At 63.8% G+C, this 23,500-nt stretch carries 21 protein-coding genes; 11 read left to right on the top strand and 10 right to left on the bottom strand.

Features of this window, described 5'->3' with window-relative positions:
- Positions 1–8 precede the first annotated feature (8 nt).
- Positions 9–1,202, bottom strand: a complete 1,194-nt coding sequence (locus L981_RS08050; protein WP_052201661.1) for a DUF3095 domain-containing protein — start codon at positions 1,200–1,202, stop codon at positions 9–11.
- A gap of 279 nt (positions 1,203–1,481) precedes the next feature.
- Here L981_RS08050 and L981_RS08045 point away from each other — a divergent pair, with 279 nt between their 5' ends.
- Both L981_RS08045 and L981_RS08040 read left to right on the top strand, forming a co-directional pair.
- Complete coding sequence (locus L981_RS08045; RefSeq protein ID WP_043613689.1) at positions 1,482–2,315, top strand: MBL fold metallo-hydrolase; 834 nt, start codon at positions 1,482–1,484, stop codon at positions 2,313–2,315.
- A 108-nt stretch (positions 2,316–2,423) separates the two neighbouring features.
- Positions 2,424–2,606 (top strand): hypothetical protein, encoded by a 183-nt coding sequence (locus L981_RS08040; protein WP_043613687.1) that lies wholly within the window; start codon positions 2,424–2,426, stop codon positions 2,604–2,606.
- 115 nt (positions 2,607–2,721) lie between these two features.
- Here the strand turns inward: L981_RS08040 and L981_RS08035 are convergent, their stop codons facing one another.
- The 6 genes from L981_RS08035 to L981_RS08005 form a co-directional block, all read right to left on the bottom strand.
- Positions 2,722–3,486 carry a polysaccharide deacetylase family protein gene (locus L981_RS08035; protein WP_043613686.1) on the bottom strand — a complete coding sequence of 255 codons (765 nt, stop codon included), beginning with the start codon at positions 3,484–3,486 and terminating at the stop codon, positions 2,722–2,724.
- Positions 3,483–4,580 carry a glycosyltransferase family 4 protein gene (locus tag L981_RS08030; RefSeq protein ID WP_043613685.1) on the bottom strand — a complete coding sequence of 366 codons (1,098 nt, stop codon included), beginning with the start codon at positions 4,578–4,580 and terminating at the stop codon, positions 3,483–3,485. The genes L981_RS08035 and L981_RS08030 overlap by 4 nt, the downstream gene beginning before the upstream one ends.
- A gap of 147 nt (positions 4,581–4,727) precedes the next feature.
- Complete coding sequence (locus L981_RS08025; protein WP_043613884.1) at positions 4,728–5,009, bottom strand: hypothetical protein; 282 nt, start codon at positions 5,007–5,009, stop codon at positions 4,728–4,730.
- Positions 5,010–5,115: 106 nt separating this feature from the next.
- Positions 5,116–6,570 (bottom strand): lytic transglycosylase F, encoded by a 1,455-nt coding sequence (locus L981_RS08020; RefSeq protein WP_043613684.1) that lies wholly within the window; start codon positions 6,568–6,570, stop codon positions 5,116–5,118.
- A gap of 36 nt (positions 6,571–6,606) precedes the next feature.
- Positions 6,607–8,742, bottom strand: coding sequence for a mechanosensitive ion channel family protein (locus tag L981_RS08015; RefSeq protein WP_043613683.1), 2,136 nt, complete (start codon positions 8,740–8,742; stop codon positions 6,607–6,609).
- Between the two features lie 109 nt (positions 8,743–8,851).
- Positions 8,852–11,461, bottom strand: a complete 2,610-nt coding sequence (locus L981_RS08005) for an SH3 domain-containing protein (RefSeq protein ID WP_052201660.1) — start codon at positions 11,459–11,461, stop codon at positions 8,852–8,854.
- 428 nt (positions 11,462–11,889) lie between these two features.
- On the opposite strand from L981_RS08005, the gene L981_RS08000 reads away from it, so the two are divergent.
- The 9 genes from L981_RS08000 (at position 11,890) to L981_RS07960 (ending at position 20,965) form a co-directional block, all read left to right on the top strand.
- Positions 11,890–12,339 carry a helix-turn-helix domain-containing protein gene (locus L981_RS08000; protein WP_043613681.1) on the top strand — a complete coding sequence of 150 codons (450 nt, stop codon included), beginning with the start codon at positions 11,890–11,892 and terminating at the stop codon, positions 12,337–12,339.
- Between the two features lie 42 nt (positions 12,340–12,381).
- Positions 12,382–14,253 carry a hypothetical protein gene (locus L981_RS07995; protein ID WP_043613680.1) on the top strand — a complete coding sequence of 624 codons (1,872 nt, stop codon included), beginning with the start codon at positions 12,382–12,384 and terminating at the stop codon, positions 14,251–14,253.
- Between the two features lie 32 nt (positions 14,254–14,285).
- Complete coding sequence (locus tag L981_RS07990; RefSeq protein ID WP_043613678.1) at positions 14,286–14,507, top strand: hypothetical protein; 222 nt, start codon at positions 14,286–14,288, stop codon at positions 14,505–14,507.
- Between the two features lie 7 nt (positions 14,508–14,514).
- Positions 14,515–15,762, top strand: a complete 1,248-nt coding sequence (locus L981_RS07985) for a YcaO-like family protein (RefSeq protein ID WP_082005937.1) — start codon at positions 14,515–14,517, stop codon at positions 15,760–15,762.
- Positions 15,759–16,484 (top strand): TfuA-like protein, encoded by a 726-nt coding sequence (locus L981_RS07980; protein ID WP_043613676.1) that lies wholly within the window; start codon positions 15,759–15,761, stop codon positions 16,482–16,484. The genes L981_RS07985 and L981_RS07980 overlap by 4 nt, the downstream gene beginning before the upstream one ends.
- Before the next feature lie 119 nt (positions 16,485–16,603).
- On the top strand, positions 16,604–16,840 hold the full coding sequence (locus tag L981_RS07975) for a hypothetical protein (protein ID WP_034799160.1): 237 nt from the start codon (positions 16,604–16,606) through the stop codon (positions 16,838–16,840).
- 464 nt (positions 16,841–17,304) lie between these two features.
- Entirely contained in the window at positions 17,305–18,342 is a 1,038-nt protein-coding gene (locus L981_RS07970; protein WP_043613674.1) for an isopenicillin N synthase family oxygenase, read from the top strand.
- Between the two features lie 45 nt (positions 18,343–18,387).
- Complete coding sequence (locus L981_RS07965) at positions 18,388–19,749, top strand: O-acetylhomoserine aminocarboxypropyltransferase/cysteine synthase family protein (RefSeq protein WP_082005936.1); 1,362 nt, start codon at positions 18,388–18,390, stop codon at positions 19,747–19,749.
- Positions 19,750–19,939: 190 nt separating this feature from the next.
- Positions 19,940–20,965, top strand: a complete 1,026-nt coding sequence (locus L981_RS07960; protein WP_043613672.1) for an NADP-dependent oxidoreductase — start codon at positions 19,940–19,942, stop codon at positions 20,963–20,965.
- A 20-nt stretch (positions 20,966–20,985) separates the two neighbouring features.
- Here the strand turns inward: L981_RS07960 and L981_RS07955 are convergent, their stop codons facing one another.
- The 3 genes from L981_RS07955 to L981_RS07945 form a co-directional block, all read right to left on the bottom strand.
- Positions 20,986–22,485 carry a tetratricopeptide repeat protein gene (locus L981_RS07955; protein WP_043613670.1) on the bottom strand — a complete coding sequence of 500 codons (1,500 nt, stop codon included), beginning with the start codon at positions 22,483–22,485 and terminating at the stop codon, positions 20,986–20,988.
- Between the two features lie 15 nt (positions 22,486–22,500).
- Entirely contained in the window at positions 22,501–22,761 is a 261-nt protein-coding gene (locus L981_RS07950) for a hypothetical protein (protein WP_156134004.1), read from the bottom strand.
- Between the two features lie 233 nt (positions 22,762–22,994).
- A complete protein-coding gene (locus L981_RS07945) occupies positions 22,995–23,255 on the bottom strand; it encodes a hypothetical protein (RefSeq protein WP_043613666.1) in 261 nt (86 codons plus the stop codon).
- Positions 23,256–23,500: the final 245 nt, after the last annotated feature.

Here is a 23,500-nt window from a genome sequence, read left to right as displayed (position 1 = left end):
CCGCAACGTTAGGCAGAGCCACCCGCGAAGGGTGGGGCGGCCTTGTTGCGCGCCAGCGCAGCCTTGAGATTGCTTGCCGCCACCGCATAACCGCCTGAGGCACCGTCGACGAAGTGTATGTGGTCTCGGGTCATGGGCGTCGGCACGATGCAGGTCATCAGCGCCGAATCCTGCCGGTGCAGGCCATAATGCCCGACACCTTCGGCCTCTGCCCGCTGCAGCCGCGCCTCGATCCGCTCGAGGCGCGCGGCGCTGATATCGATCGTCATTTTCAGTCCGTCGTCGAATTTGCGGAAGTCGGTGTTGTCGGCAAGGTCGCGGCGATACCGGTTCGTATCGAAAGGCCCGAGATTCCAGCCCATGCGAAGGCAGACGAAAAGTGCCAGCGTCTGCACGGTGATGACGCAACGCTTCAGGAAACGTCGCCCCCGCGGAGCGGCCGCACGCGTCTCGGTGTCGATCCCCTGGAAAGAGAACCGCGCGGTCGGCCCGAGCTCGGGAACAGGGTGACCGCCGCGGTCTTCCTCGTCGGCAAGCGCGACGACGTCGGCGATCAGCGCCTGAAATTCCGGGCCGTTGCCCTTTGCCCCCGGCACCGCGATGATCGAGGCGATGGTGCCGTGGCGGGACTCGATCGGGTTCCAGCGACAGGAAAGGCCGGTCAGGTCGGGCCGGCTTCCGGCAGGCGCCGCCGCGACGTGATAGCGCCCGGCCTTCATTGCCGCCTCGGCCCAGCTAGCGCCACCGCCAGCAAACATCGCGTAGGAAACCTCGTCGCTCGCCTTGAAGCGGGCGACGCGCATGTCGAGCCCTTGCTGGCGAATGTCGCTGACCGGAACGAGCGCGGTTCGCAACTCAAGGTCTAGTTCCTCCGCCACCCAGGTCTTTACCGCCGCAAGCGCATCCCGCGCCCGGTCGGCCATCGAGGCCGGCAGCGCCGCCAAGGCGCCATCCCCCCCGAATACAAAGGGCATCGTCTTTTCTTCGAGCACGTTCATCAGGGCGGATATGACGCTCGCGCCGGCCATGTTGACCGTCTTGTAGCGACCATCGGCAATCGCACCGGTCGAATTGACGATATCGGCGACGGCCAGCAGCCAGCCGTCAGGCAATGGCCGGTAATTTGCCTCGTCCGCGACGCCCTCGAAGGCGTCGAACAGCGGCACGCTATCGTAAAATCGGCCTTCCATTGCTTCAGCCATCAGCGCCTCGATCTTCGCTCGCTCTTAACGTTCGATAGATAATTCACGCAGGAGCGCAACAAAAAGTTTCATTGGCTGTTACCACGGGGACACCTCTTTCCGGTTCGATGGCCTAGAAGACATGCGAGGAGCGGATTTGGCTGGAGCGGGACTTGGCGACGCGAAGGTTAGTTTCCAAATAATAACCCATGGCATTGCAGGGGTGTGGCCATCTGTGCTTGTTTAACAGTCACACAAGGATCAAAATGATCCAAGCGTGCGTAGTGAAGCCGAAACTGAATGCGTGACGACAACTTTCGAGTGCGGTTCTGGGGCGTAAGAGGAAGTTTGCCGGTCTCCGGCCAACAATACGTCGCCTATGGGGGAAATACATCCTGCATCGAGATTCGATGCGGCAAGGACGTATTGCTGTTCGACGCCGGTTCCGGCCTGCGCGAGGCGGGCTATGCCCTGATCGCCGAAGGTGTCGAAGAGTTCGATCTGTTCTTCACCCACAGCCACTACGACCACATCATCGGTCTTCCCTATTTCAAACCCATCTACAAGTGTCGCAATTCGGTGCGCTTCTGGTCCGGCCATCTGCACGGCACCATGACCACGCGGGAGATGATCCGCGATTTCATGCGCCCGCCGTGGTTCCCGGTGGATCCCGACATCTGTCAGGCTAGCCTCGATGGCATGGACTTCAAACCGGGTGACGTGCTGACCCCACGTGCCGGCGTCACCATCCGCACGACGAGCCTCAACCATCCTGGCGGCTGCGTCGGCTACCGGATCGAATGGAACGGCCGCGCCGTCGCGCTCGTCTACGATACCGAGCACGAGCCGGGCGTTCTCGATCCTGGGGTCCTTGAGCTGATCGCCGGTGCCGACCTGTTCGTCTACGACTGCACCTATCTCGAAAGCGAGATGGAGCATTTTCAGGGTTACGGACATTCGACCGGGATGCATGGCGCAAGACTGGCAATGGCCGCCGGCGTCAAGCAGCTTGCCATGTTCCACCACGACCCGTCGCGCACCGACGAGGCGTTGGCCGCCATGGAACGCGACGTCCAGGCGACGTTCCCCGGTGCCTTTGCCGCCCGTGACGGACAGATCGTCGAGCTCGACTGAGCATACGATACCGCGTCGGAGCAGGCTTCACATTCCCCTGCGCAGAAAATCCCGGGCGGAACTATTTCTCGCCCTGCGGATTCCTTCTTTCCAAAGAAGGAGTAGCGCATGAACAAGGACAAGAAGGCCCAGCAGGCGATCGAGGAAACCGGCAAGGAACCCTCGGGTGGGCAGAATCTTCCGACTGCAGGTCCCCATGCGAAGGATCGGCTGACCGACAAGAGCAAGACGCCCGGCTCCGGCTTGCTGCCGGACAACGACGACGACGCGATCGTTCCCGGTAGCGGCTGAGGGTGTCTAAGCGTGGCCGTCGCATGCGACGGCCGCATCGACCTTACATCGCGGCAAGCGCCCATTCCGAGACGCTTTCGAGACAGTCAGCGAAGCATTTGTCAGCACAGATCTGTCAGGCTGTGAGATCGGCACCGGTCCGCCAGCGACAGGCCGGATGCCCGGCCGTCAGGGCGAACAGCGCCTCCATGAAGGACCAGACGCCGGCGTCGTGAACCAGATGATGGGTGAGCACGCCGATGGTTCGCCCGGTCTGATCCCGCTTCTCTTCATCGCCACCGCAGACCTGCCGCAGCCGGGCGATTAGGTCAGACACGATTGCCGCGTGGTCGCGGCAACCGCGTGTTCCCTGCCAGTCCATCACATCGACATGGGTGTTGACGAGCTTGAACGGCGAAGGCTTTTCGGGGCCGTAGACCGAGAGCGCTTCAAAACCGATCCCGGGCAGGCCATCCAGAAGCGCGGCATCGATCCGGTTCCACGGCGGCACCAGCATCGGCACGAAGCTGCGCGGAAACAGCGCCTGGAGGCGCGCATAGCCCTCGGCGAGTTCCTGGAGAACCGTTGAGCGCGGCCGGTGGGCGCCGAGTTCCTGCTTCTTCTCTTCCGGTAGAGCGTGGTTGCGATGCGCCCAGCCGTGCACCGCGATGCTGACGCCGGCATGCCCATCCAGGTGGCGCGCAAGCGCCTCGCCCGTCAGCGCCGGCGGCACGGCGATGACCACGGGAAGCTGGTGGCTGTCGACCAGCGACAGCAGGCGGTCAAGCGCTGCCGTCGGCTCGGCGGCATCGTCGTCCCGCAGCCAGAAATCCACCTGTCGCCCGGATTCAGCCACGCGGTCGAGCGCGGCGGCAAGCTGCTGCCAGTGGGATTGCGTCATGCCGTCGCCTCCAGGTGCTCGTCGAATATCGTGCGCAGCCGCCCCGTCGCGGCAGGAAAGGAACGTTCCTCGTGGACGAACCGTGCGGCTGCTGCGCCCAATCTTCGGCTACGAGCCGGGTCCTCTATTAGCGCCCGCATCGCCGCCGCGAAGGCCGCCACATCGCCGTCGGACGTGAGGATCCCTGTCTCGCCGTCCTTGACCACTTCTGGCACGCCGGCAGTATTTTGCGCAACGATCGGCAGGCCCGCCGCCTGGGCTTCGAGGTAGGCAAGCCCATAGGCCTCGCCGCAACCCGGCCAGACATAGAGGTCGCCGCGCGCAAGAATGGCCGGCAGATCGGCAGCGCTCCTTTCGCCGAGCCATTCCAGCCGGTCGGACGCCAGGGTCGAAAAAGCCTGTTGCACCTCGTTGCGGCACGGACCGTCACCGACGATCGTCAGGGTCCAGCGGCTATCGGCGATGCGTGTCAGCGATTGCGCCAGCATGCGGTAGCTGTCCATCTTGTCGCCGCTGCGCATCATCGCGACAACGACCATGCGGCAGAGGTCATCCGTGCTTCCGCCGGCCGGCACGAAGGGGGTCGCATCGATGAACGGCGCAAGCATCGCGTGGCGGCAGTCGGGCGCGGCCTCCAGCAGCCCATCGCGGTCCCGGCGCGTCAGACAGATGTTGACCGCCGCCTGCTTAATGGCCTGGAGCACGTGGCGCTGGGCGATCGCGCGCACACCCTCGTTTCGCCGCGCCGAATACGAAGCTTCGGCCGTCACATAGGGGATGGCGAATTCGGCGGCGAGTGTCGGACCGAGGAGATCGGGCGCCTTGTAGTAGGGATGGTAGCAGAACCAGAGATCGGGGGCGCCGTCGCGCGTCCAGTCCTGCCGAAGGCGGGCGATCTCACCGGCCGCCCTTTGCTCCAGCTCATGAAATTCTGCGTCCGATGCGGTCGCCATGAAGCTGCGCAGGCCCGAGACGACCGCGACCTCGTGCCCTCCCGCGTCGAGTGCCGCAACCAGCATGCGCGCCATCAGCCGGTCGCCCGAGGGAACCGGATGGTCAGGAGATTTCAGCGGTGCGTAAAAGGCGATCTTCATCCGCAGCGAGCTATCGTTTCTCCGCAGCGCAGTGTCAACCGACTGCACCGGAAGCTTGCCGCTTTCCGATGGCAACGCGGGAATGAAAAGGACGCGTCCGCGCCGCCAATTGCGGCCAGGGGCATGCCAGGCGCGGCCGCCACCGGTTCATCGGTCGATCGGTAAATCGTAGTAATCCCGGCGGATCAGTTTCAGCGAGCGGTCCGGCTCGATGACATAGGTTTCCTGAACGAAGCTGTTGCCGCTCGTGAAGCGGTGCGGGACGATGCTGCCGACCGGCGCTTTCGTCAGCTTCGTGCGGGGCTGCCCGCCATAGGTGATGCTGCCGGGGATCGGCTCCAGGTCCGGCGTCGTACAGCCCGCAAGCGTCACCGCGGACAGAGCAAGCAGGCCATACAGCCCACCAAGACTTCGGATGCTTTTCACCATGATCACCTGGCGAGCCCGGTGCCCAACGCGCGGTGCCCGCCACTCCTTGTTTCGTTTCTCTTCTTCCAGCCCGTGGCCGGACCGCGAAATGTGACCGCCACGCCCACTAAGGTGTTGCGACCACCCCTGTGCTGCCGGCCTTCTCGACCGAGGTTTCCGTATCATGCTCCGACAGCAGGCTATAGGCGACATAGTATTTGTAGATGTTGCTGACGTATTGCACCGTCTCGCGCCCGACGATCGCCGCCGCGGCATTCTCGACATTGCCGAACCAGAGGTTCGGGTCGAGCCCCATATCCTTGGCCTTGGCCCTGAACTTGCGGAGGTTTCCTGGCCCGGCATTGTAAGCCGCGAAGGCGAAAAGCATCTGGTTTTTCGGTGTGACGGCCGGGTCGTTGATGTAGGTATCGACGAGGTAACGCAGATATTTCGAGCCGGCCTCGACGTTGAGGTTTTCGTCCTTGTCGATGCCCTGGATGTTGACGGCCTTGTCGGCGGCGGTCGATGGCAGAAGCTGCATGATGCCGACCGCGCCCCGGTGGCTGCGGCGGGACTGGTCGAGCTGCGATTCCTGGTAGCCCTGCGCCATCAGCATCAGATGGTCGAAGGAATAGGTCTTCCCGTGCGTGCGGAAGATTTCCACGAGTTGCTTGAAGCGCTCGACATCGGCCGGCGCATAGGCGCGCTTCAGCATCTTGTCGCCCTTGTAATAAGTGCTCCTCAGAATGTTGCCGAAGGTGGTCCCCACCTTGTGGGTCTTGACGAAGTCGTCGAGCACCCCCTTGAGCTTGGGGCTGTCCTTGCGGATCGCCCAGGCGATTTCGCCATGGTCGGAAACGACGATATCGTCACGCACCTTGAGGTCGGTGAACACCTTCACCCAGATGTCCGCCTTGTATTTGTCGACGACCGTCCAGGGCAACAGGCCGGCGTTGATCATCTCCAGGACATCTTCGTCCTCGAGATTCTCATCCATGTCCTTCAGCGCGATCGGCGCGCGGCCGGCCTTTTCGAAGCCGGCACTGAGCGCCGCCAGGTGCTCGTAGTAGCTGCTCGATCGGCGCACATGCAGTTCCTGTCCGCTCAGATCGTCGACGCTCGTGATCGCCGGAGCCGAAGGACCGGTGACCAGCACCTCCTGCGCTTCGTCAAAGAGCGGCGCAGTGAAATCGACCTTTCCAAGCCGTGCCTCGGTGATCGTCAGATTGGCCATGACGATGTCGCCGAGCCCTTCTTCGAGCGCCGACAGCAAACGTGCCCGCGGCATCGGTAGGAACCCGACGCGGATCTTGTCGATCTGCTTCTTGCGTCCCTTGTTGAGCTCGTTTTCGAGCGCCGTGCCGAACTCGACGGCTGTGCCCAGTTGCTGGCCGCGATCGACGAAGTAGATGGTCTTGCTGAACGGCACGAGAATGCGGATTAACCGCCGCTTCTCCATTCCATCGAAGTCGTCCTTGTGGGGAACGAACATCGAGCGAAGGAATTGCTCGTTCGACTGTGCCAGCGCACCGCTTCCCGTGAAGAACACGAGAAGCAGCAGCCCCAAGAGAACGCGTTTCATGTCAGCCCCCAGCCCGAGAACCCTGTTGCCGAAATGCTATTCCTGCGGCGGACCGCCTTCGCCGAGCGCGGCGGCCGCATTCTTCTTGGCGATGGCGTCACGGGTCGCAGCGGCCGCGGCGACCGATTGCTGCTGCTCGTCGCCCGCCACCTGCACGGTCGGCGAGGCGAAATTGATGCCATTTTCCTTGAAGGATTCCTTGATCATGACCTGCGCCCGACGCCTTACCTGGGTCTGTGCCCCCGGCTTGGTCTTCATGGCGAAACTCAAGGTCATGCCGTAGTCGCCAAAGTTCTCGACGCCCTTCATCTTGACCGTTTCCAGGATCAGCGGCCCGATGTCCGGATCCTCGAGCAGCTTGGCGCCGATGCCCTTCACCAGCTTCTTCACCTTGGCGACGTCGGCATCGAAGGAAACGTTGATCAGGAACTTGTCGATCACCCAGTCTCGGCTCATGTTCTGCACCGCGCCGAGCGAGCCGAAGGGCACCGTATAGACCGGGCCACGGTGATGCCTGAGCTTGACGGAGCGAATGCTGAAGGACTCGACCGTGCCCTTGTAGCTGCCGCTCTGGATGTACTCGCCGATCCGGAAGGCATCGTCCATCATGTAGAAGATGCCGCTGATGACGTCCTTGACCAGCGTCTGCGAGCCGAAGCCGATCGCCACGCCGAAGACGCCGGCGCCGGCGATCAGCGGGCCGATTTCCACCCCTAGGCCGGAGAGCACCATCAGCACGGCCACGACGGCGATGAAGGCCGCCAGAAAATTGCGCAGGATCGGCAGCAAGGTCATCAGGCGGGTGTTGCGCGCGCGCTCGGCCGCATCCTCCGTCGCATGGTTGGCCTGCTTGACGCGCAGGTTGATGAAACCCTTCACCAGCTGCCAGACCAGATCTGCAGCCAGCAGAATGACGATGCCCGCCAGGACGCCGCGGAAACCCCGATTGAAAGCGTCGTCCTGCATCATCGACGTGGCGCCTACCTTGAAGACGAGCGCCAGCCAGCCGGCTGCCAGCGCGATGACCAGCAGCCGCGCGCCGCGCTCGATGAAGATATTGCGCATGACACGGGCCCCGTCTTCGGCCGAGGCGTCCAGCATCGTCTTGGTGAAGGCACTGGTGAAGCGCAGCAGCGGCGGCAGGCCGATCAGGTAAAGGCCGATCCAGAACAGCACGTCCATGCCGGCGACCCAGAGCAGCCACAGCACGATCAGGAACGCGACCAGGAACACATTGCCGACGATGCGGCGCGAGCCGATGACGGCGCCGACCGGACGTCGCACCACGGTCAGGATCCCGAGCCCCAAGACCACCAGGCCGAGCACTGCGGTGATGAGATTGCGCACGTCGGCAGAAATCGACAGCGCACTCATCGCATCGCCGACACCCCACACGAGCGCTCCGCCAGCGATCAGCCACAAGGCATGCCGATGCCAGAAGCTTGCCTCATCAGGCGTGAGCGAGAGGTAGCCCCCTCGTCCATCCGCGCTCTCCTCATTGACAGGCCCGCCCGTAAGGACGGCCGACGCGATGATCATCAGTAGGCGCGCTCCGATCCAGGCACCGAGCAGCGGCGCGATCGTCGTTTCCAGCCGCGGCGGCCAGTCGGCGATCGCCAGCACCGACATGGTGGCAGCCGCAAAGACGATGAGCGGCAGGACCCGTGTGAGCATGGTGCGGGCAGGCCCCGTCAGCACCGCCCCCTTCAGGCTGCGTCCGAGCAGCCAGCGCAGGAGGTATTCGGCGCCGTAACCGATCGCCAGGATCAGGAAAAACCCTTTGAGAATGGGCGCAGTGCCGTGGCTCTCCATGTCGCCGGCAAGGCGCTCCTGTGCCGCCCGAATTTCCGGACCGACGCGCGGAACCGCATTGCCGATGCCGGTCAGGTGACGCCGGATTTCGGCGGTCCACCGCGCCACGACACCGGTCGCGGGCGTTCCGTCCGCTGTATCAGCCGACGCGGCCGGCGCCGTCTGTTTCGTCGACAGCCACTGCTTCACTTCCGGATCATCGAGAAGCTGGATCAGTTGCTGGACCTTTGCGGGCGGGGCCGCAGGCGCGGCCTCCTGCGCCAGTCCCGGCGAAACCAGCCCGAAGACAACGGAAAGAAAAACAAGGAGACCGATGACCGGCCCCAGAAACAAACGACCCGACGACCTGACACAGCCCATTCTCAACACCCCCGACGAACATGCCCGTCCCCCGACCGGCACGACTCCCAATCTTTACAAAGGCTAACATACCACCGAACTGTTGCGCTAACGTCAAAAAGCGGCGCGGTCAACGGCGGCGGAAACCGCCACCGCCATGGAACCCGCCACCTCCGTGGAACCCGCCTCCGCCATGGAAGCCACCCCCGCCGCCAAATCCACCACCGCCCTGGAAGCCGCCGCCACCGTGGAAGCCGCCGCCGTCAAAGCCGCCACCGCCAAAACCACCCGGGCGGTCGAAGCCGCCGCCGCCACCGGCCGGGAAGTTCAGCGGCCGCTGATCGAAGGACTGCCGCTCGAAGGTGCGCTGGTTGCCAAGCTGCCGGCCGATATTGTCGATCGCCAGATGATCGGGAGCGTGCTCGCGGGCAGCCCGCGCCGCACCCTGGCCGGTTTGCTGGCGCGTCTCGATCCGCTGGTTGAGGTTTGCAGCCGCATCCGGATGGTTGGCGGAGAATTGCTCACCGGCTTTTGTCCTGTCCTGGATCAAAGGCTTCTGGACCGGCTGCCAGCCGTCCGGCGTATGCTTCTGCCATTGTCCGTCGTCACGTCGATAGACGTTTCCGTCGCGGCCGGCATAGACGTCACCGCCCTTGCCCCCGGTGACAAAGCCGTGGTTGCCGTCCGACGTGCGCCAGTTGACGCCGGCGCCGTTGGCAGTCGAGCCGCCGCTGATGCGGGCAAAATCGGACCCGTGCTTGACGGCGGCCGTGCCCCAGCTGCCGTAAACGTTATGCCCTCCACGGGCGATCGCCGCGTTGCCGGTGCGCGGATTGTAGGCGGCAACGAAGCCGCGGTCTCCGTTCGGCCCGTAGCCAACCGCGCCGCGAATATAGGTGCCCGTGCGCGGATTGTAGGCCGCACCGGCAGCAATGCCGCGATAGGGCCCGTAGGCATATCCGTAACGGCCGAACGTGCCGATGGCGGGGTTATAGAAAGCGCCGACGCCATAGGTCACCGGGCGCGGATAATAGGGCCAGTAGCCGCCACCGGCCCAGCCGTAATCCCAATAGTCGTCATAGTACCAGCCGGTGCCGTAGACGAAGGTATCCCAGGCAAGATAGGCGCCGAGATAACCCATCGTATAGCCGAACCAGACCGCATCGGGCTCGGTATCGTAGATGCGCACATAGGTGGCATTGTAGATCGGCGACGACGGCGGGATGGCATAGATCTCGTCCGGCACCGCCTTCGCCACGGCGAATGGCCCGGTCGGTGCATCGCCAACGAACCACACCCCGTCCTTCAGCACGAAGTACTTGTCGCCGACCTTGATGACGGTCTCGTTGGTGTTGACCGCATAGGTCAGGGAGGTCCCGTCGATCTTTTCGAACTTCGGGTCGCCGCTGTAGGCGACGTCCACGGTGACCGAACCGTCGAGGGCGACACGCGCCTTTTCGGGGATGCTGGCCTTCAGCCGTGCCTCTGCATTCTCGGAGGTGCCGGGAACGGATGAGCGCACCGTGTAGTAGGCCGCATCCTGCGGGATGTTCTGGAAGTCCTGCGGCAGTTTGGGTGTCGCAAAGGTCCAGGGTCCGTCGAGCGAGGCGCTCGCGAACCAGCGCCCGGATACGAGGATGTACCAGCTGCTATCGGCGTCACGGTAAAAGACGTCGCTCTCGGTGTTGGTCGCAACCTTGAGGCCGGTGCCCGGAACCTGCTCGAGTTTCGGCTCACCGTCGAAGGCGAGCAGCTCCGACGGCTTGTCCGAATAGATGACGTCGGGCACGATCACCTTGTCCGCCTGCGGCGGGATCGCCGCCTTGGCATCCTTCCAGTTGTCGTCGTCCGGCAGCTTGCTGAGAATGTCGGGAAGCGATGCCGCAGGCTGCCATCCCGAGGAAATATCCTTGGACTGCAGCCATGACTTGTCGTTGCGCAGGTAGTAGGCCGCGTCGGCCTCGACCTTGAACAGGTCCCAATTGGTGTTGACCGCGAAGGAGAGCCCCTCGACGCCCTTGACCGGGGCGAGCACGATCTTGCCATCGGTCTGCACCAGGATTGCCGGCTTCTTGCTGACGAAGATCGGCGGTGCGTCGGCCTTCAGCCCCTCGACATTGCCGAGCCGCTGATAGTCGGCAAGGCTCGCCGTCAGCTTGTCCTCCGAAACGGTAATCGTCCCGACCGGCATCAGCTTGCCAACCTCAAGCGTCAGGTCCGCCAGCTCTTTGCGGTCGAGGACGGAAAAGTTGATCTCCGTCATCTTGATGTCGGAAACGACGACCTGGCCCGACGCACTGTCGGCGTCGGTCTTGCCGGTAACGCCGACCACGCCGAAGATCGGTTTGGCGTCGTCGGACTGCTTGTATTCGGCGGCAATCAGCGCATCGAGTTCGGTAAAATCCTTCCAGGCGTTGATCTGCGGCTGGTAGAGCGTGATGGTCGCGCCGCTATCGGTCTTGTAGGCGCGCGGCCAGCCGAGCCCCTTGGGATCGGCATCGTTCAGGTACTTGCCGCTGACGAAGCCGTTCTGGCCGTTGAAGCTCACCGCGCACCAGGTGCCGGCATCGTCGCATTCCTTGACATCGACCTCGGTTCCCTCGGCGATCGTGCCCAGGCTGTTGAAGCCGGTTCCCGGTCCTTCCCGGAAATTGACGGAAGCGCTCGTCGTCGCCGGCCCGGCCTGCGCCGGAACGGTGGCAATCGCGAGGAGAGTGAAAGCGAGCGTCAGTCTGCGCATTAACGGTTCTCCGAGATCCCGGGCGGCCCAACGCGCGCCCGCAACGACTGAAGCCGGAGCTGACACCGGAACCGGTTGAGCCATAAGCATCTTTGCCCGCTGCCGTAGCGCAAGTACGTAACAGTAACGGCGACCGTAACGGGTCAGCGAGACGATGGATGCGACGGCGCGGAGCGCGTCGCAACATACGCCCGGCACGGAAGCGATTCGGAGCGCGGCAGGGGCGCATGCAGTTTCACCGCCGCTTACGGTCCTTCAGGTCGCCCGCTTCTGTCCCGATCGCGACGGTCGCTATCCCGTCTCCCCAAGGGAAATCATCAAAGCGTCGCAAATCTTTGTGTTTTAGCCCGTAGTGATTGCATAGAGTCATTTATTCAAGCAAACTCATATGCATGATTTGACCACTCCTACGTGCGGAGGAAATACAAGTGAACACGAAAGCCCCCAGCCAGATCGATGTCTTTGTCGGTTCCCGCGTCAGGATGCGTCGGTTGATGGCCGGACTGAGCCAGGAGAAGCTGGCCGACGGTCTCGGGATCACATTCCAGCAGGTACAGAAGTACGAAAAAGGCACCAATCGCATCGGCGCGAGCCGTCTGCAGGCGATCGCCGATATCCTCGGCGTGCACCCGAGCTTCTTCTTCCAGGAGGGTGAAGACCCTGCCGGCGCACGCAACGGCGACACAACGCGCGAACCGAGCGAAATCTCGTCCTTCGTTTCGTCGAAGGAAGGCATCGCGCTCAACCGCGCTTTCCTGAAGATCACGGACCCGGTGCTGCGCAAGAAGATCATCTCGCTGGTGGCAGCCGTTGCCCAGACGCCGGAGACCGAGACCGCCCGCTCAAGCGCGAGCCACGCTCAGGACCTGCACGGCTAAACACCCGCGCCCGACAGGCCAGCGCCCGACAGGAATGACCGGATGACATTCAGACTGCAGACCCTCGGGCGCTTGCGGCTCGTCGATAACGGCGGGCGTGAGGTAGCGTTTCCCGAAAAGGGTCTGCTGATCCTGTGTCATCTGATCGTCGACGGCCACAGCGAGCAGTCCAGAAACGATATCGCCAAGCTGCTTTGGGATGAGATCGTCCCGAGCCAGGCCTTCGTCAATCTGCGCAAGACGATCTCCCGCATCAGCGCACGCCAGGAAGAGCTCGGGTGTCATTTCCTGAGTTTCTCGCCGTCGTCCGTGCGCCTCGACGCCAGCCGGCTCAAAAGCGACGTCGATGCCATCGGGCGCGAGGCCGGCGATCCGCTTTCGCGCCTCCAGTGGGCGGTCGAAACGTTCCAGGAGGACTTCCTCAAAGACCTGAAGTCCCAGGGCCAGGCGCTGCATGGCTGGATCGAGCGGCAGCGTGGCGAGCACATGGCGCTGCTGCGCGAAAGCCTGCTGCTCGCAGCAGCGGAGGCGACGAACAACCATCGCAAGCTGGTCAAGGCGGCGGCGACCCGGCTGCTCGAGCGCAACCCGCTCGACGAGGACGTGCGCAAGATCCTGACCCAGGCGTTTCAGCTCGAAGGCAATCACCTGGAGGCACGGGCCGTCTCGAATGGCGGCGGTGCCATCGCGGTCAGCAGGCCGGAATTTCGATCGGTCTCCACGATAATTGCGCCCACGCCGGAGGCGGCCGTCGACACGCGCCCGCCGCGCGTCGTCCTTCTGCCGCCGAACAACGGCGCGATCGACAGTCCGGCAACACAATTTGCGAGCGCCCTGATCGAGGATGTGACGATCGGGCTTTGCGCGCTTCGCTCGGTTTCGGTGATCGCGCCCTATACGGCCGCGCAGATCAGCCTGCAGGCCGACAAGGCCAACACCTACCAGAAGCATGCCATCAGCTACATTCTCGACACGCGCCTCACCGACGAAGGCAGCCGGCTGACACTCTTCACGCAACTGATCTTCTTTGCCAATGACGAGGTGATCTGGGCCGACCGTTTCAATCTCGACGGTGACGGGCTGATGGCGTCGCGACGGGAAATCGCCCGCCAGATCGCGCTGGCGATCGCCAACCAGGTGGAGCGCAACGAGACCCATCGCCAGAGCTACGAGACCAATGTCGGTTCCTACCGCAACTTCCTGCTCGGCCAGCGCTATCTCAAGCAGCTCAATCTTCCGGAGGTACGGCGCGCCCGCAAGAGTTTCCGCGAAGCGCTCTACCAGAACGGCGACTTCGCGCCGGCGATGAGCGGTCTGGCCCGCAGCTATTTCGTCGAATGGCTGCTGACGGCCCGTGGCGACGCCGAATTGCTGGCGCTTGCCGAACGGCATGCGCGCGATGCGGTTGTGGCCGACGACACGCTGGCGACGGGCTACCGCGAGCTTGGCGTCGTCAAGCTCTACTTGAGACAGTTCGACGAGAGCATGGAATACCATGACAAGGCGGAGGCGCTGAGCCCTCAGCACGCCAACGTGATCGCGAGCTATGCCGATACGCTGGTGCAGGCCTCACGCCCCGAGGGCGGCCTGCGCAAGATCCAGGCAGCAATCGAGCTCAACCCGATTGCGCCGGACGAGTATTTCTGGACCGCGGCCGGAGCCAGCTACTCCCTTGGCCAGTATGAGCAGGCGATCGCCTATATCGAGCGCATGCGCGATCCGACCCCTGCCGACCGCCTGGCGGCGGCAAGTTGGGGCATGCTCGGCAACCGGAAGAAGGCGCGCCAGTTCGTCCGTAAGACTTTCGACGTGCATCCCGACTTTGATCTCGACAAGTGGATGACGATCGTTCCCTTTAGGGAAGAATGGCAGCGCGTTCATTATTGCGAGGGCCTGCGCAAGGCAGGCTTCTGATTTCTCACATCAGCAACGGCCAGGAGGGGAAAATGGCAAAAGTAGTGGTGATCGGTTTGGCGGACGACAACCGTCTTTGGGTCGCGGATCTGGATGCGGGCACGGTCACGCAGATTGCGACGCCGACGCAGGGACCGCTGGCTGCGGCCAACGACCTGCGCAACAACAGTGGCGCCATGGTGCACAAGGGCGTCAATCTCGCCGTCGTTGCAGCCTCGTCCGGCTCCGTTTCCGGCGGGTTCATGGACGGCTAGTCCACGCGTGGCACAAGCCGCCGAAACCGGCCGGCCGTCGGACGAGCATTCCAGCCGTCCGGCGGCCGGCGCGTTTTGCTATAGCGATCGCGCCTGCCCGCCCGAAGAAACATTCCGGCGGATCGAGGCATATTTGCCGGCGCTCGGCGTCACCCGGCTTGCACGGCTAACCGGCCTCGACCGGATCGGCATCCCGGTGTGGAGCGCCGTATCGCCCAACGCCCGATCAATCGTCATCAACCAGGGAAAAGGCATCACCGATATCGGCGCCAAGGTTTCGGCGGCCATGGAGGCGATCGAGCGCGCGGTGGCCTGCGCACCGTCGGCCGCGACAAGAAGGGCCACCAGCCGGGCTCTTTCCGAAACAGGCGACCGAACGTTGCATCTGCCGGGGCTCATCGCGGCCGGGCAAGCAGACCTTCAGGACGACGAAACCATCGACTGGCTCCGGGGCATCGATCTCTTGGACGGCGCAACCACCTGGGTTCCGCGCGAAGCGGCGATCCTCGACCGCACGATCGTCGGCTGTCGCTACTGGCAATCCTCCGACGGCCTGGCATCGGGTAACACCGAGACCGAGGCGATCCTGCACGGTTTGCTCGAGCGCATCGAGCGCGATGCAGAAACGCTGTGGCGAATGCTGCCGCTAAGCGGCAAGCACCGCGGCTGCATCGATCCGGGAAGCTTCAAGGATCCCGTTCTCGACGAACTCGCGGAACGGATCGCCGCAGCGGGCCTGGACCTGCGCCTCTTCGACATGACGAGCGACGTCGGCATTCCCTGCTATGCCGCGACCCTTGCAGAAGCGGGCATTCTGTCCGCCAGGCAGCCGCGCTATCACGACGTCACCATCGGGCACGGCGCCCATCCGGTCGCGCGGCGCGCCGCCATCCGTGCGGTGACGGAGGCTGCCCAGTCGCGGCTCACCTATATCAGCGGCGCCCGCGACGACGTGTTTCCGGAAACCTTCACCCGCGACCTTCCCGAGGAAACGCGAGGCCTGTTTGCCGCCGCGCCGCAGCGGAGAAGCTTAGCGGCGCCAGATGCCCCGACCGGGCCGAAGGCGCTGCTCGATGACGTCATGTGGCGGCTCGAAACGGCCGGCATCCGGACGGTTGTCGTCGTTCCGCTGATGGAAGGCGTTGCGCCTTTCTCCGTGGTCAAGGTCATCGTTCCGGCCCTTGAAAATCCCGACGGTCTGCGCAAGCGCCGTTTCGGCGAACGGGCGCTCGCGCGCGCACTGGAGGCCGGATGAACGTCGCCTTTGTCGGCCCGACCTTGCCCGACGTACGAGACGCCGCGGACAAGAGCGTTCTCGTCCTCCCGCCCGCCGTCCAGGGCGACGTGCTGCGCGCTGTCGAGGACGGCGCAACCGCGATCGGGCTAATTGACGGCAACTTCGAGAATGTCGCGCCCGTCTGGCACAAGGAAATCCTCTATGCCCTGTCGAGAGGCGTGCAGGTCTTCGGCGCGGCCAGCATGGGCGCGCTGCGGGCGGCAGAATGCGCCCCCTACGGCATGGTCGGCGTTGGTGAGATCTACCGGCAATACGCCGAGGGCGAGCGCGCGGACGACGCCGACGTTGCGCTGATCCACGGCCCCGCCGAACTCGGCTATCTGCCGCTGACGCTACCGCTGGTCAATGTCGATGCGACGCTCAGGCGCCTTTCGCAGAGCCACGCCCTTGCCCCGGAGCTCGCAGCGTCGATCGGCGCGACCGCGTCCGCCATGTTCTACAAGGAGCGCAACTGGGCGAGCATCGCCGCGCGCGTGGCGCTTCCGGCGGGCACGGACCGCACCCGTCTCGTTGCTCTGCTCGCGCGCGAATATGTCGACCAGAAGGGCATCGACGCGCGACATTTGCTGGACGCACTGCGACATGCGCCGGCCCAACGAACGGTTGTACCGCAAAGCTGGAAATTCAATTCTACCAGCATGTGGAAGAGGTTGTCCGGTCAACCTGACGCTTCATCTTAAGGGTGTGGTTTTCAGATACAACGTGTGTCACGCTCATGTCACGCGCACTCCCGCCAAGTCACGCTATGATTGGTCACGCTGGGCTGGGCCTTTGGGTCCAATGGAAGCTGGGGAAAATCATGCTATCTTCATTTGCTGTACCGGTCGAACCGGAAGACAAGGAAAAGGAGCTCTTGGCACTGGCTCGTCTCGTCACCTATGCGCGCGACTCCGCCAAGACCCTCAACGTCGAAGGCGTGCAATACTGCCTCGAACTCGCGCTCGCATCGCTGCTCAAGGAAGCCGAGGACTGTGGCAGCCAGAGAGCACATCTGACCAACGAGCTGCTGACGCGCCCGAGCCTCGGTCGCTGCTAGGTTCGACGCCGCTTCTGGGATTGCCGTCATCCGGCGATTGGTCTGCCTCCGCGAACCCTTAGTTTTGCGGATAAGCGACGGCATGACCTCCATGACGCCGACAACCGGATAGCCCCGTTTTGCCAAAGGCGAAGCGGGGTTGCCGCTGTTGTTCGGCCCGCGGTGGGCCTCTCCCCGCGCTTCGCCGCGCGCGGATTTGGTCGCCGAACGATCACTCTCTCGCACCGCATGAGTCAGCCCCCTGAGAATCCGGAAAACAAGCGGCCGGGACGGATATTCCCCACAAACCAGTTCCGTTCGAAAGCCCGCTTCGCGCTTTCGCTCAAATTTAGTCCATAATTTCCATAGATAATATTGAGTGAGCGAAGCACCTCCGGTTAGGCTTCTCCCATCACGTGCGAACCGGCGCAGGGCTCTTGTCCGAGCGACTGCCCCGAACGCCCGAACGACCAAGGGAGACCAGCTTGAGCCAGACAAATCCAACCCTGCCCGTCCTTGACCTCTCGCGCTTTGCGGCAGGCCACCCCGAGCGGGCCGCAGCGCTCGACGAGTTGCGTAGCGTTGCCCGCTCGGTGGGCTTCTTCTATCTCGAGGGCCACGGCATTCCGCAGGAAGAGATCGACGGCATTCTTTCGCTTTCGCGCCGCTTCTTCGCGCTGCCGGAGGATGACAAGCTGGCGATCGAGATGCGCAAGTCGCCGCACTTCCGCGGCTACAATCGCGCCGGCCTCGAATATACCCGGGGCACCCAGGACTGGCGCGAACAGGTGGACTTCGGCCCTGAGCGCCAGAGCCTCGAAGTTGCGTCCGGCGACGCGCCGTGGAAGCGACTCGTCGGCCCGAACCAGTTTCCAGATGCCTTGCCGGAACTGAAGCCGGCGATCCTTGACTATATCGAGGCGGTCACCGGGCTCGGTATCCGGCTGATCGAGATTTTCTCCGAAGCGCTCGGGCAGAAGCCTGATGTCTTCGGGCCGATCTACCGCGATGGCCCCAACCAGTTGCTGAAGATCATCCGCTATCCCGGCCGCGACAAGACCGAAAGCGACCAGGGCGTGGGCGCCCACAAAGACGGCGGCTTCGTCACGATCCTGTTGCAGGACGTGGTCGGCGGGCTGCAGGTCGACGACGGCAAGGGCGGCTGGATCGACGCGCCGCCGAAGCGCGGCAGCTTCGTCATCAATGTCGGCGAACTCTTGGAACTGGCGTCGAACGGCTATCTGCTCGCCAACATCCACCGGGTGGTGACGCCGCCGGCCGGCGGTGATCGGCTCTCGGTCGCCTTCTTCCTCGGCGCCAATCTCGCATCGACCATCCCGGTCCTCGATCTGCCGTCACATCTTGCAGCCGAAGTCCGCGGCGTTACCCAGGATCCGCAGAACCCGCTCTTCCACGAGGTCGGCCGCAACGTGCTGAAGTCCCGGCTGCGCTCGCACCCCGATGTCGCCGCCGCGCACCATGCAGACCTGCTGGAGCAGCCAAAGGCGGCCGTGCCCGCCTGAACAACCGGACAGCGCCGATCAACCTGAGAGCCAAGGAGAAATGGCATGACGATCCATCAGAAGCCGGAAGAGCCTGCAGTCGAGATCAAGGTGCCGACCGGCCTGCGCGAAGCCAGCGGCCGGCTGCATCCCGAAACGCTGGCGCTGCACGGTGGCAGCTATCGCTTCGATCCGGCAAGCGGCGCGGTCGCTGTGCCTATCTACCAGACGACCTCCTACCAGCTGCCCGGCACCGACGGCGCCGACAAGCTCTTTGCGCTGGAGGCGCCCGGGCATCTCTACACCCGCGTCTCCAACCCGACGCAGGACGCCTTCGAACAGCGGCTGGCGGAAATCGAAGGGGGTGCAGCAGCGCTCGCACTTGGCTCCGGCCAGGCGGCATCGGCTTTCGCGCTTCTGAACCTTGCGCGCTCCGGCGACAATGTCGTCAGCGCCGCAGGCCTTTATGGCGGCACCTGGGCGCTGTTTGCCGCGACGCTGAAAAGCTTCGGCATCGAGGTCCGTTTCGTCGATGCTGCTGATCCCGAAGCCTTTGCCCGGGCGACGGACGAGCGGACGCGCGCCTACTACGCCGAGTCCCTGCCGAACCCGAAGCTCGAGGTCTTTCCGATTGCCGAGGTCGCCGAAATCGGCAAGCGCTTCGGCATTCCGCTGATCGTCGACAACACCGCAGCACCGCTGACGATCCGTCCCTTCGACCATGGCGCGGCCGTCGTCGTCTACTCGACGACGAAATACATCGGCGGGCATGGCACCTCGATCGGCGGCGCGATCATCGACAGCGGCCAGTTTCCCTGGCACGAGCATGAGGCGCGGCATCCGAGCCTGCACGAGCCGGACCCGAGCTACCAGGGCAAGACCTGGCTCGAAAAAGCGGCCGCAATCGCGTTTCATCCCTATATCCTGCGCGCCCGCGCTGTGCTCCTGCGCGACCTTGGCGCGGCGATCAGCCCGCTGAACGCATTCCAGTTCATCCAGGGCCTGGAAACGCTGCCTCTGCGGATCCGGCAGCACAACGAGAACGCCATCAAGGTCGCCGAGTTCCTGCGCACCCACCCAAAGGTCGAGCGGGTGATCTTCCCGAAGTTCCAAGATGGCGAGGCAAAGGCGCGCGGCGAAAAATATCTGCTGAACGGCCACTACGGCGCGCTCGTCGGCTTCGAGCTGAAGGACGGTCGCGAGGCGGGACGGCGCTTCATCGACGGGCTGAAGCTGCTCTACCACGTCGCCAATATCGGCGACGCGCGCTCGCTCGCCATCCATCCGGCAACGACGACGCATTCGCAGCTGTCTGAGATCGACCAGCTGAAAACCGGCGTGACGCCGGGCTATGTCAGGCTTTCGATCGGGATCGAACACGCCGACGACATCATCGCCGACCTCAGGCAGGCGATCGACGCCGCCTGAGCGAACGACGCTTTCGCATCTTCCGCGGGCTCATCCACGAGGGGTGAGCCCGCGGAGACGTTTTCGGTTCAAGACACGTCCATAGGCCTTTGTTTCGTTTCATGCGAAAAGGGGCGGTCATGTCGGATTGATGTTGCCGGGCGCGTCCGTCGCCGCGGCACATCGAGACGCGCACAAGGAGGAAAAGACAATGAGCACGAACACCCAGGTCCTGCTTGCCGCGCGGCCATCCGGGAAACCGGCACCCAGCGATTTCCGCGTCGTCGAAACGGCAATTCCGGAACCGGCGGAAGGCGAGGTTCTCCTGAAGATCCTCTACCTTTCGCTCGACCCCTATATGCGCGGCCGGATGAATGCCGGCCGGTCCTATGCCAAGCCGGTGGAGATCGGTGCGGTCATGGAGGGCGGTACGGTCGCCCGCGTCGTTCGCTCGCGTCACCCGGATTTCAGCGACGGCGACTTCGTGCTTTCCCACTCCGGCTGGCAAAGCTATTCGCTATCGCGCGGTGCTGACCTGCGCAAGCTCGATCCGGCGGCCGCGCCCCTGTCGACGGCGCTCGGCATTCTCGGCATGCCCGGCTTCACCGCCTATGCGGGACTGCTGACGATCGGCAAACCCCAGCCCGGCGAAACGGTCGTCGTGGCGGCCGCAAGCGGCGCTGTCGGCTCGGCGGTCGGGCAGATTGCCCGTATCAAGGGCGCGCGCGCAGTCGGCATCGCCGGCGGCGCGGACAAATGCGCCTTCGTCCGCGACACGCTCGGCTTCGATGCGGTGATCGATCATCGCGCGCCGGATTTCGCCGAACAACTCGCCGCCGCCTGCCCGAAAGGCATCGACGTTTATTTCGAGAATGTCGGCGGCCATGTCTGGGATGCGGTATTTCCGCTGCTGAACGACTTCGCCCGCGTACCCGTCTGCGGCTTGATTGCGCACTACAACCAGCCCGCGGGCGCGCAAGCCGGGGGCGACCGGCTGCCGGGCGTCATGCGTGAAGTGCTGAGCCGGAGCCTGCTCATCCGGGGCTTCATCCAGCGCGAGTTTGCCGACCAGCGGCCGCTCTTCTATCAGGAGATGGCCGGCTGGATCAAAAGCGGCGAGGTGCGGTATCGCGAGGACATCGTCGACGGGATCGAGAATGCGCCGGAGGCCTTCATCGGTCTGCTCGACGGCCGCAATTTCGGCAAGCTCGTCATCCGGGTCGCCGCCGAAAGCTGAAAGGCGGCCGGTGCTCAGCGTTACTGCTGGGCGACCGGCTGTAGGCCGGCCTTGGCGAGACCGTCATCGAGCAGTGCGATCAGGTCCGGCGCGTAGCCGCGAGCGACGAGTTCCGCCTCGTATGGCTGTGGCGAGCGCGTTTTACCCAGGCGCAATCCGTCGAGCGCGCTTGTCGCCTCCCGCGTCAGGCCGAGCTGGCCTGCCGCTGCCACGCGCAGAAGATTGACGGCCGTGTCCGCCGGATTGGCAAGCTCGCGGGCACGCCTCAGTGCTTCGCGGTAGCGGCCGCTGCGATAGTCTTCCAGCGCCAGGGTCAGCGCGGCGTCGTGGTGCAGATACTCGCCGCCGGCATCCGCCACGCGGGCCAGGTTCACACCGTCCGAATAGGCGCCGCTGACGAACAGCAGCAGGCCGAGCCGAGCCGGAATGGCATCGTCGAGCGGATTGAGCGCCGCCGCGCGACGACCGGAGATGAACGCCGCTTCCGTCTCGCCAGCCGCAAAGCGCGCCTGCATCTGGGCCACATAGCTCTGGCTCGATTGCGGTGCCAGCGCAACGGCCTTGTCCGCAAGTTTCAAGGCACGCTCGGCAACCGTCGGCGCAGCGCTGGCTTCGCCGGTCGCAACCAGGACCATCGCCAGGCTCGCCAGAACATCGGCGTCGGCGGCCTGGTAGGAGACCGATTTTTCCAGGCACCCGTGAGCCGAAGCCAGGCCCTCAGGATCGATCCGTGCCAGCGCCACATCCGCCTGAAGGACGCAGCCGTAGCCGATCGACGGCGTCACCAGCTGCCGCGCAGCCTCCAGGCTGACGATGACGCCCTCCTCGCCGGCAAGTGAAAGAGCAAGACGGGAAAGCAGCTTCTCCTGTATTTCGCGCGCATCGCCGCTGTCGAGCGCCGCCTTCGAAATGCCGGCCCTCAGGGCCTCGTTGCTTTGCACGTCGATGACCTGCCAGGAGACCTCGTGCCGGCGTTCGTCGGTGCTGTAGGCGATCGAAAGCCTGTATTCCTTGCTACCCTGCAGCTTGACCGGCGGCGCGGACGAGACCCACCCGGTGATCGAAGCCACGTCGACACCCGCGGGCGAGACCGGCGCGAGGGTACGGACAGCGGAAAACTGCGAGAGCGCGTGGACGAGATAGTCTCCCGCCTTCTTCTGCACGTCGTCGTCGGCCCCGAGCCGCGTCGGCACGTCAACGACGATTGTCGGCTTGGCCGAGAAAACCGGTTGCCAGGGAAGATGGTCGGCCACTGACAGGTAGAAGGCCCCGGCCATGACCACCGCGCCGGCACCGAGTGCGGCGAAGCCGGCAAGCGGGGGCCATTTGCGCGCAACGACGGCCGGCGCAACCACCGGCTCTACGGGCTGCTCGGCTGCGGGCTCTGAAACCGGCGCAGCGCTCTCGGGCATCCCTCTCAAGGGCTCGCCGCTGATCACGAACTGTGGGACGTAATTGCCCTTCGGCAACTCGATGCGAAGCTCCGCTCTTTCGCCGAGCGCCTCGTAATACTGCGCCATGGCAGCGCGCAGGCGCTACGCTTCCACCCGAACGATCGGATCGGTCGCAGGATCGAAGGAGGCGGGCCGCCCGAAGACGTCGATGGCGATCGTGTAGGCTTTCACCTGGCCAGAACGGCCAGCGAAAAACTCGTCAACCAGATACCGCAACAGCTTGCGATGACGCTCGGTCGCGTGAAACTGGCTATCGGCAAGAATGCGCTCAAGGGCGGCTCGCGCCTCGCATTCTGCAACGGCAATGCAGTTCATATGACCCGCATTTCTGCTGGCTTCCATGATGCGCTCCCAACTGCCACAACCCCAAAGAGAGTGCAACGCGAGGCGAACTCTAGACGAGAGCTTCTGTGGCGGAAAGAAGAATATCGCACCGTCACAAAATATTTTTATCGAAGAATTGAATCATTTTAAATTGAAACAGGAACCCCCGATAATTCCCATAGAATTCTTGTGGGGTTTTCGTCGCCCTGGCAAGCTCAAACGAGGTATTCGTTAATCACAACGGACTAGGCTCATGTCCCCGTATCGGCGATACAGACGGAAATGACCTCTTCTTCGATCTCGCGACAGATCAATTCATACTCCGAGATCATCGAATGATCCAGTGGGGCGAGACGCCTTTGCCGGTCAAGCATCGAGCTTGCTTCCTCATAGGCTTCGCAGAGGCTTGCCAGGGACTGGTTCTTGGCACTGATCAATTGCAACTGGCCGCGCAATGCCGGCAGCTTGAGCATAAGCTTCAGAAGTCCCCGTTGAAAGGCTGCGCTGGGCATGGGTTACCATCCGCCTGAACGACAATCGATGCTCATGCATTGGCATTCCCCGGGGTGCCAGTGACGACCAGACACCGTTGCGGGCGGGGGCCGGCTCGCCGGTCGGCGCTTGTGGCCAATTTGGCCCTCGCTTACCTCTCCCCTGAACGAAAAGTGGCACGAACGCCGATTTTCGGAAGTACGTAACAGTAACATTGGGCCGTATTGGCCGCCGTCTTGGCGATCTTCGCCCCTAATCCTCATGA

Source organism: Ensifer sp. ZNC0028 (assembly GCF_000799055.1).
Taxonomy (GTDB): domain Bacteria; phylum Pseudomonadota; class Alphaproteobacteria; order Rhizobiales; family Rhizobiaceae; genus Ensifer.
Note: the sequence above shows the minus strand (reverse complement) of the source record. Positions and strands in the feature narration are given on the sequence as shown.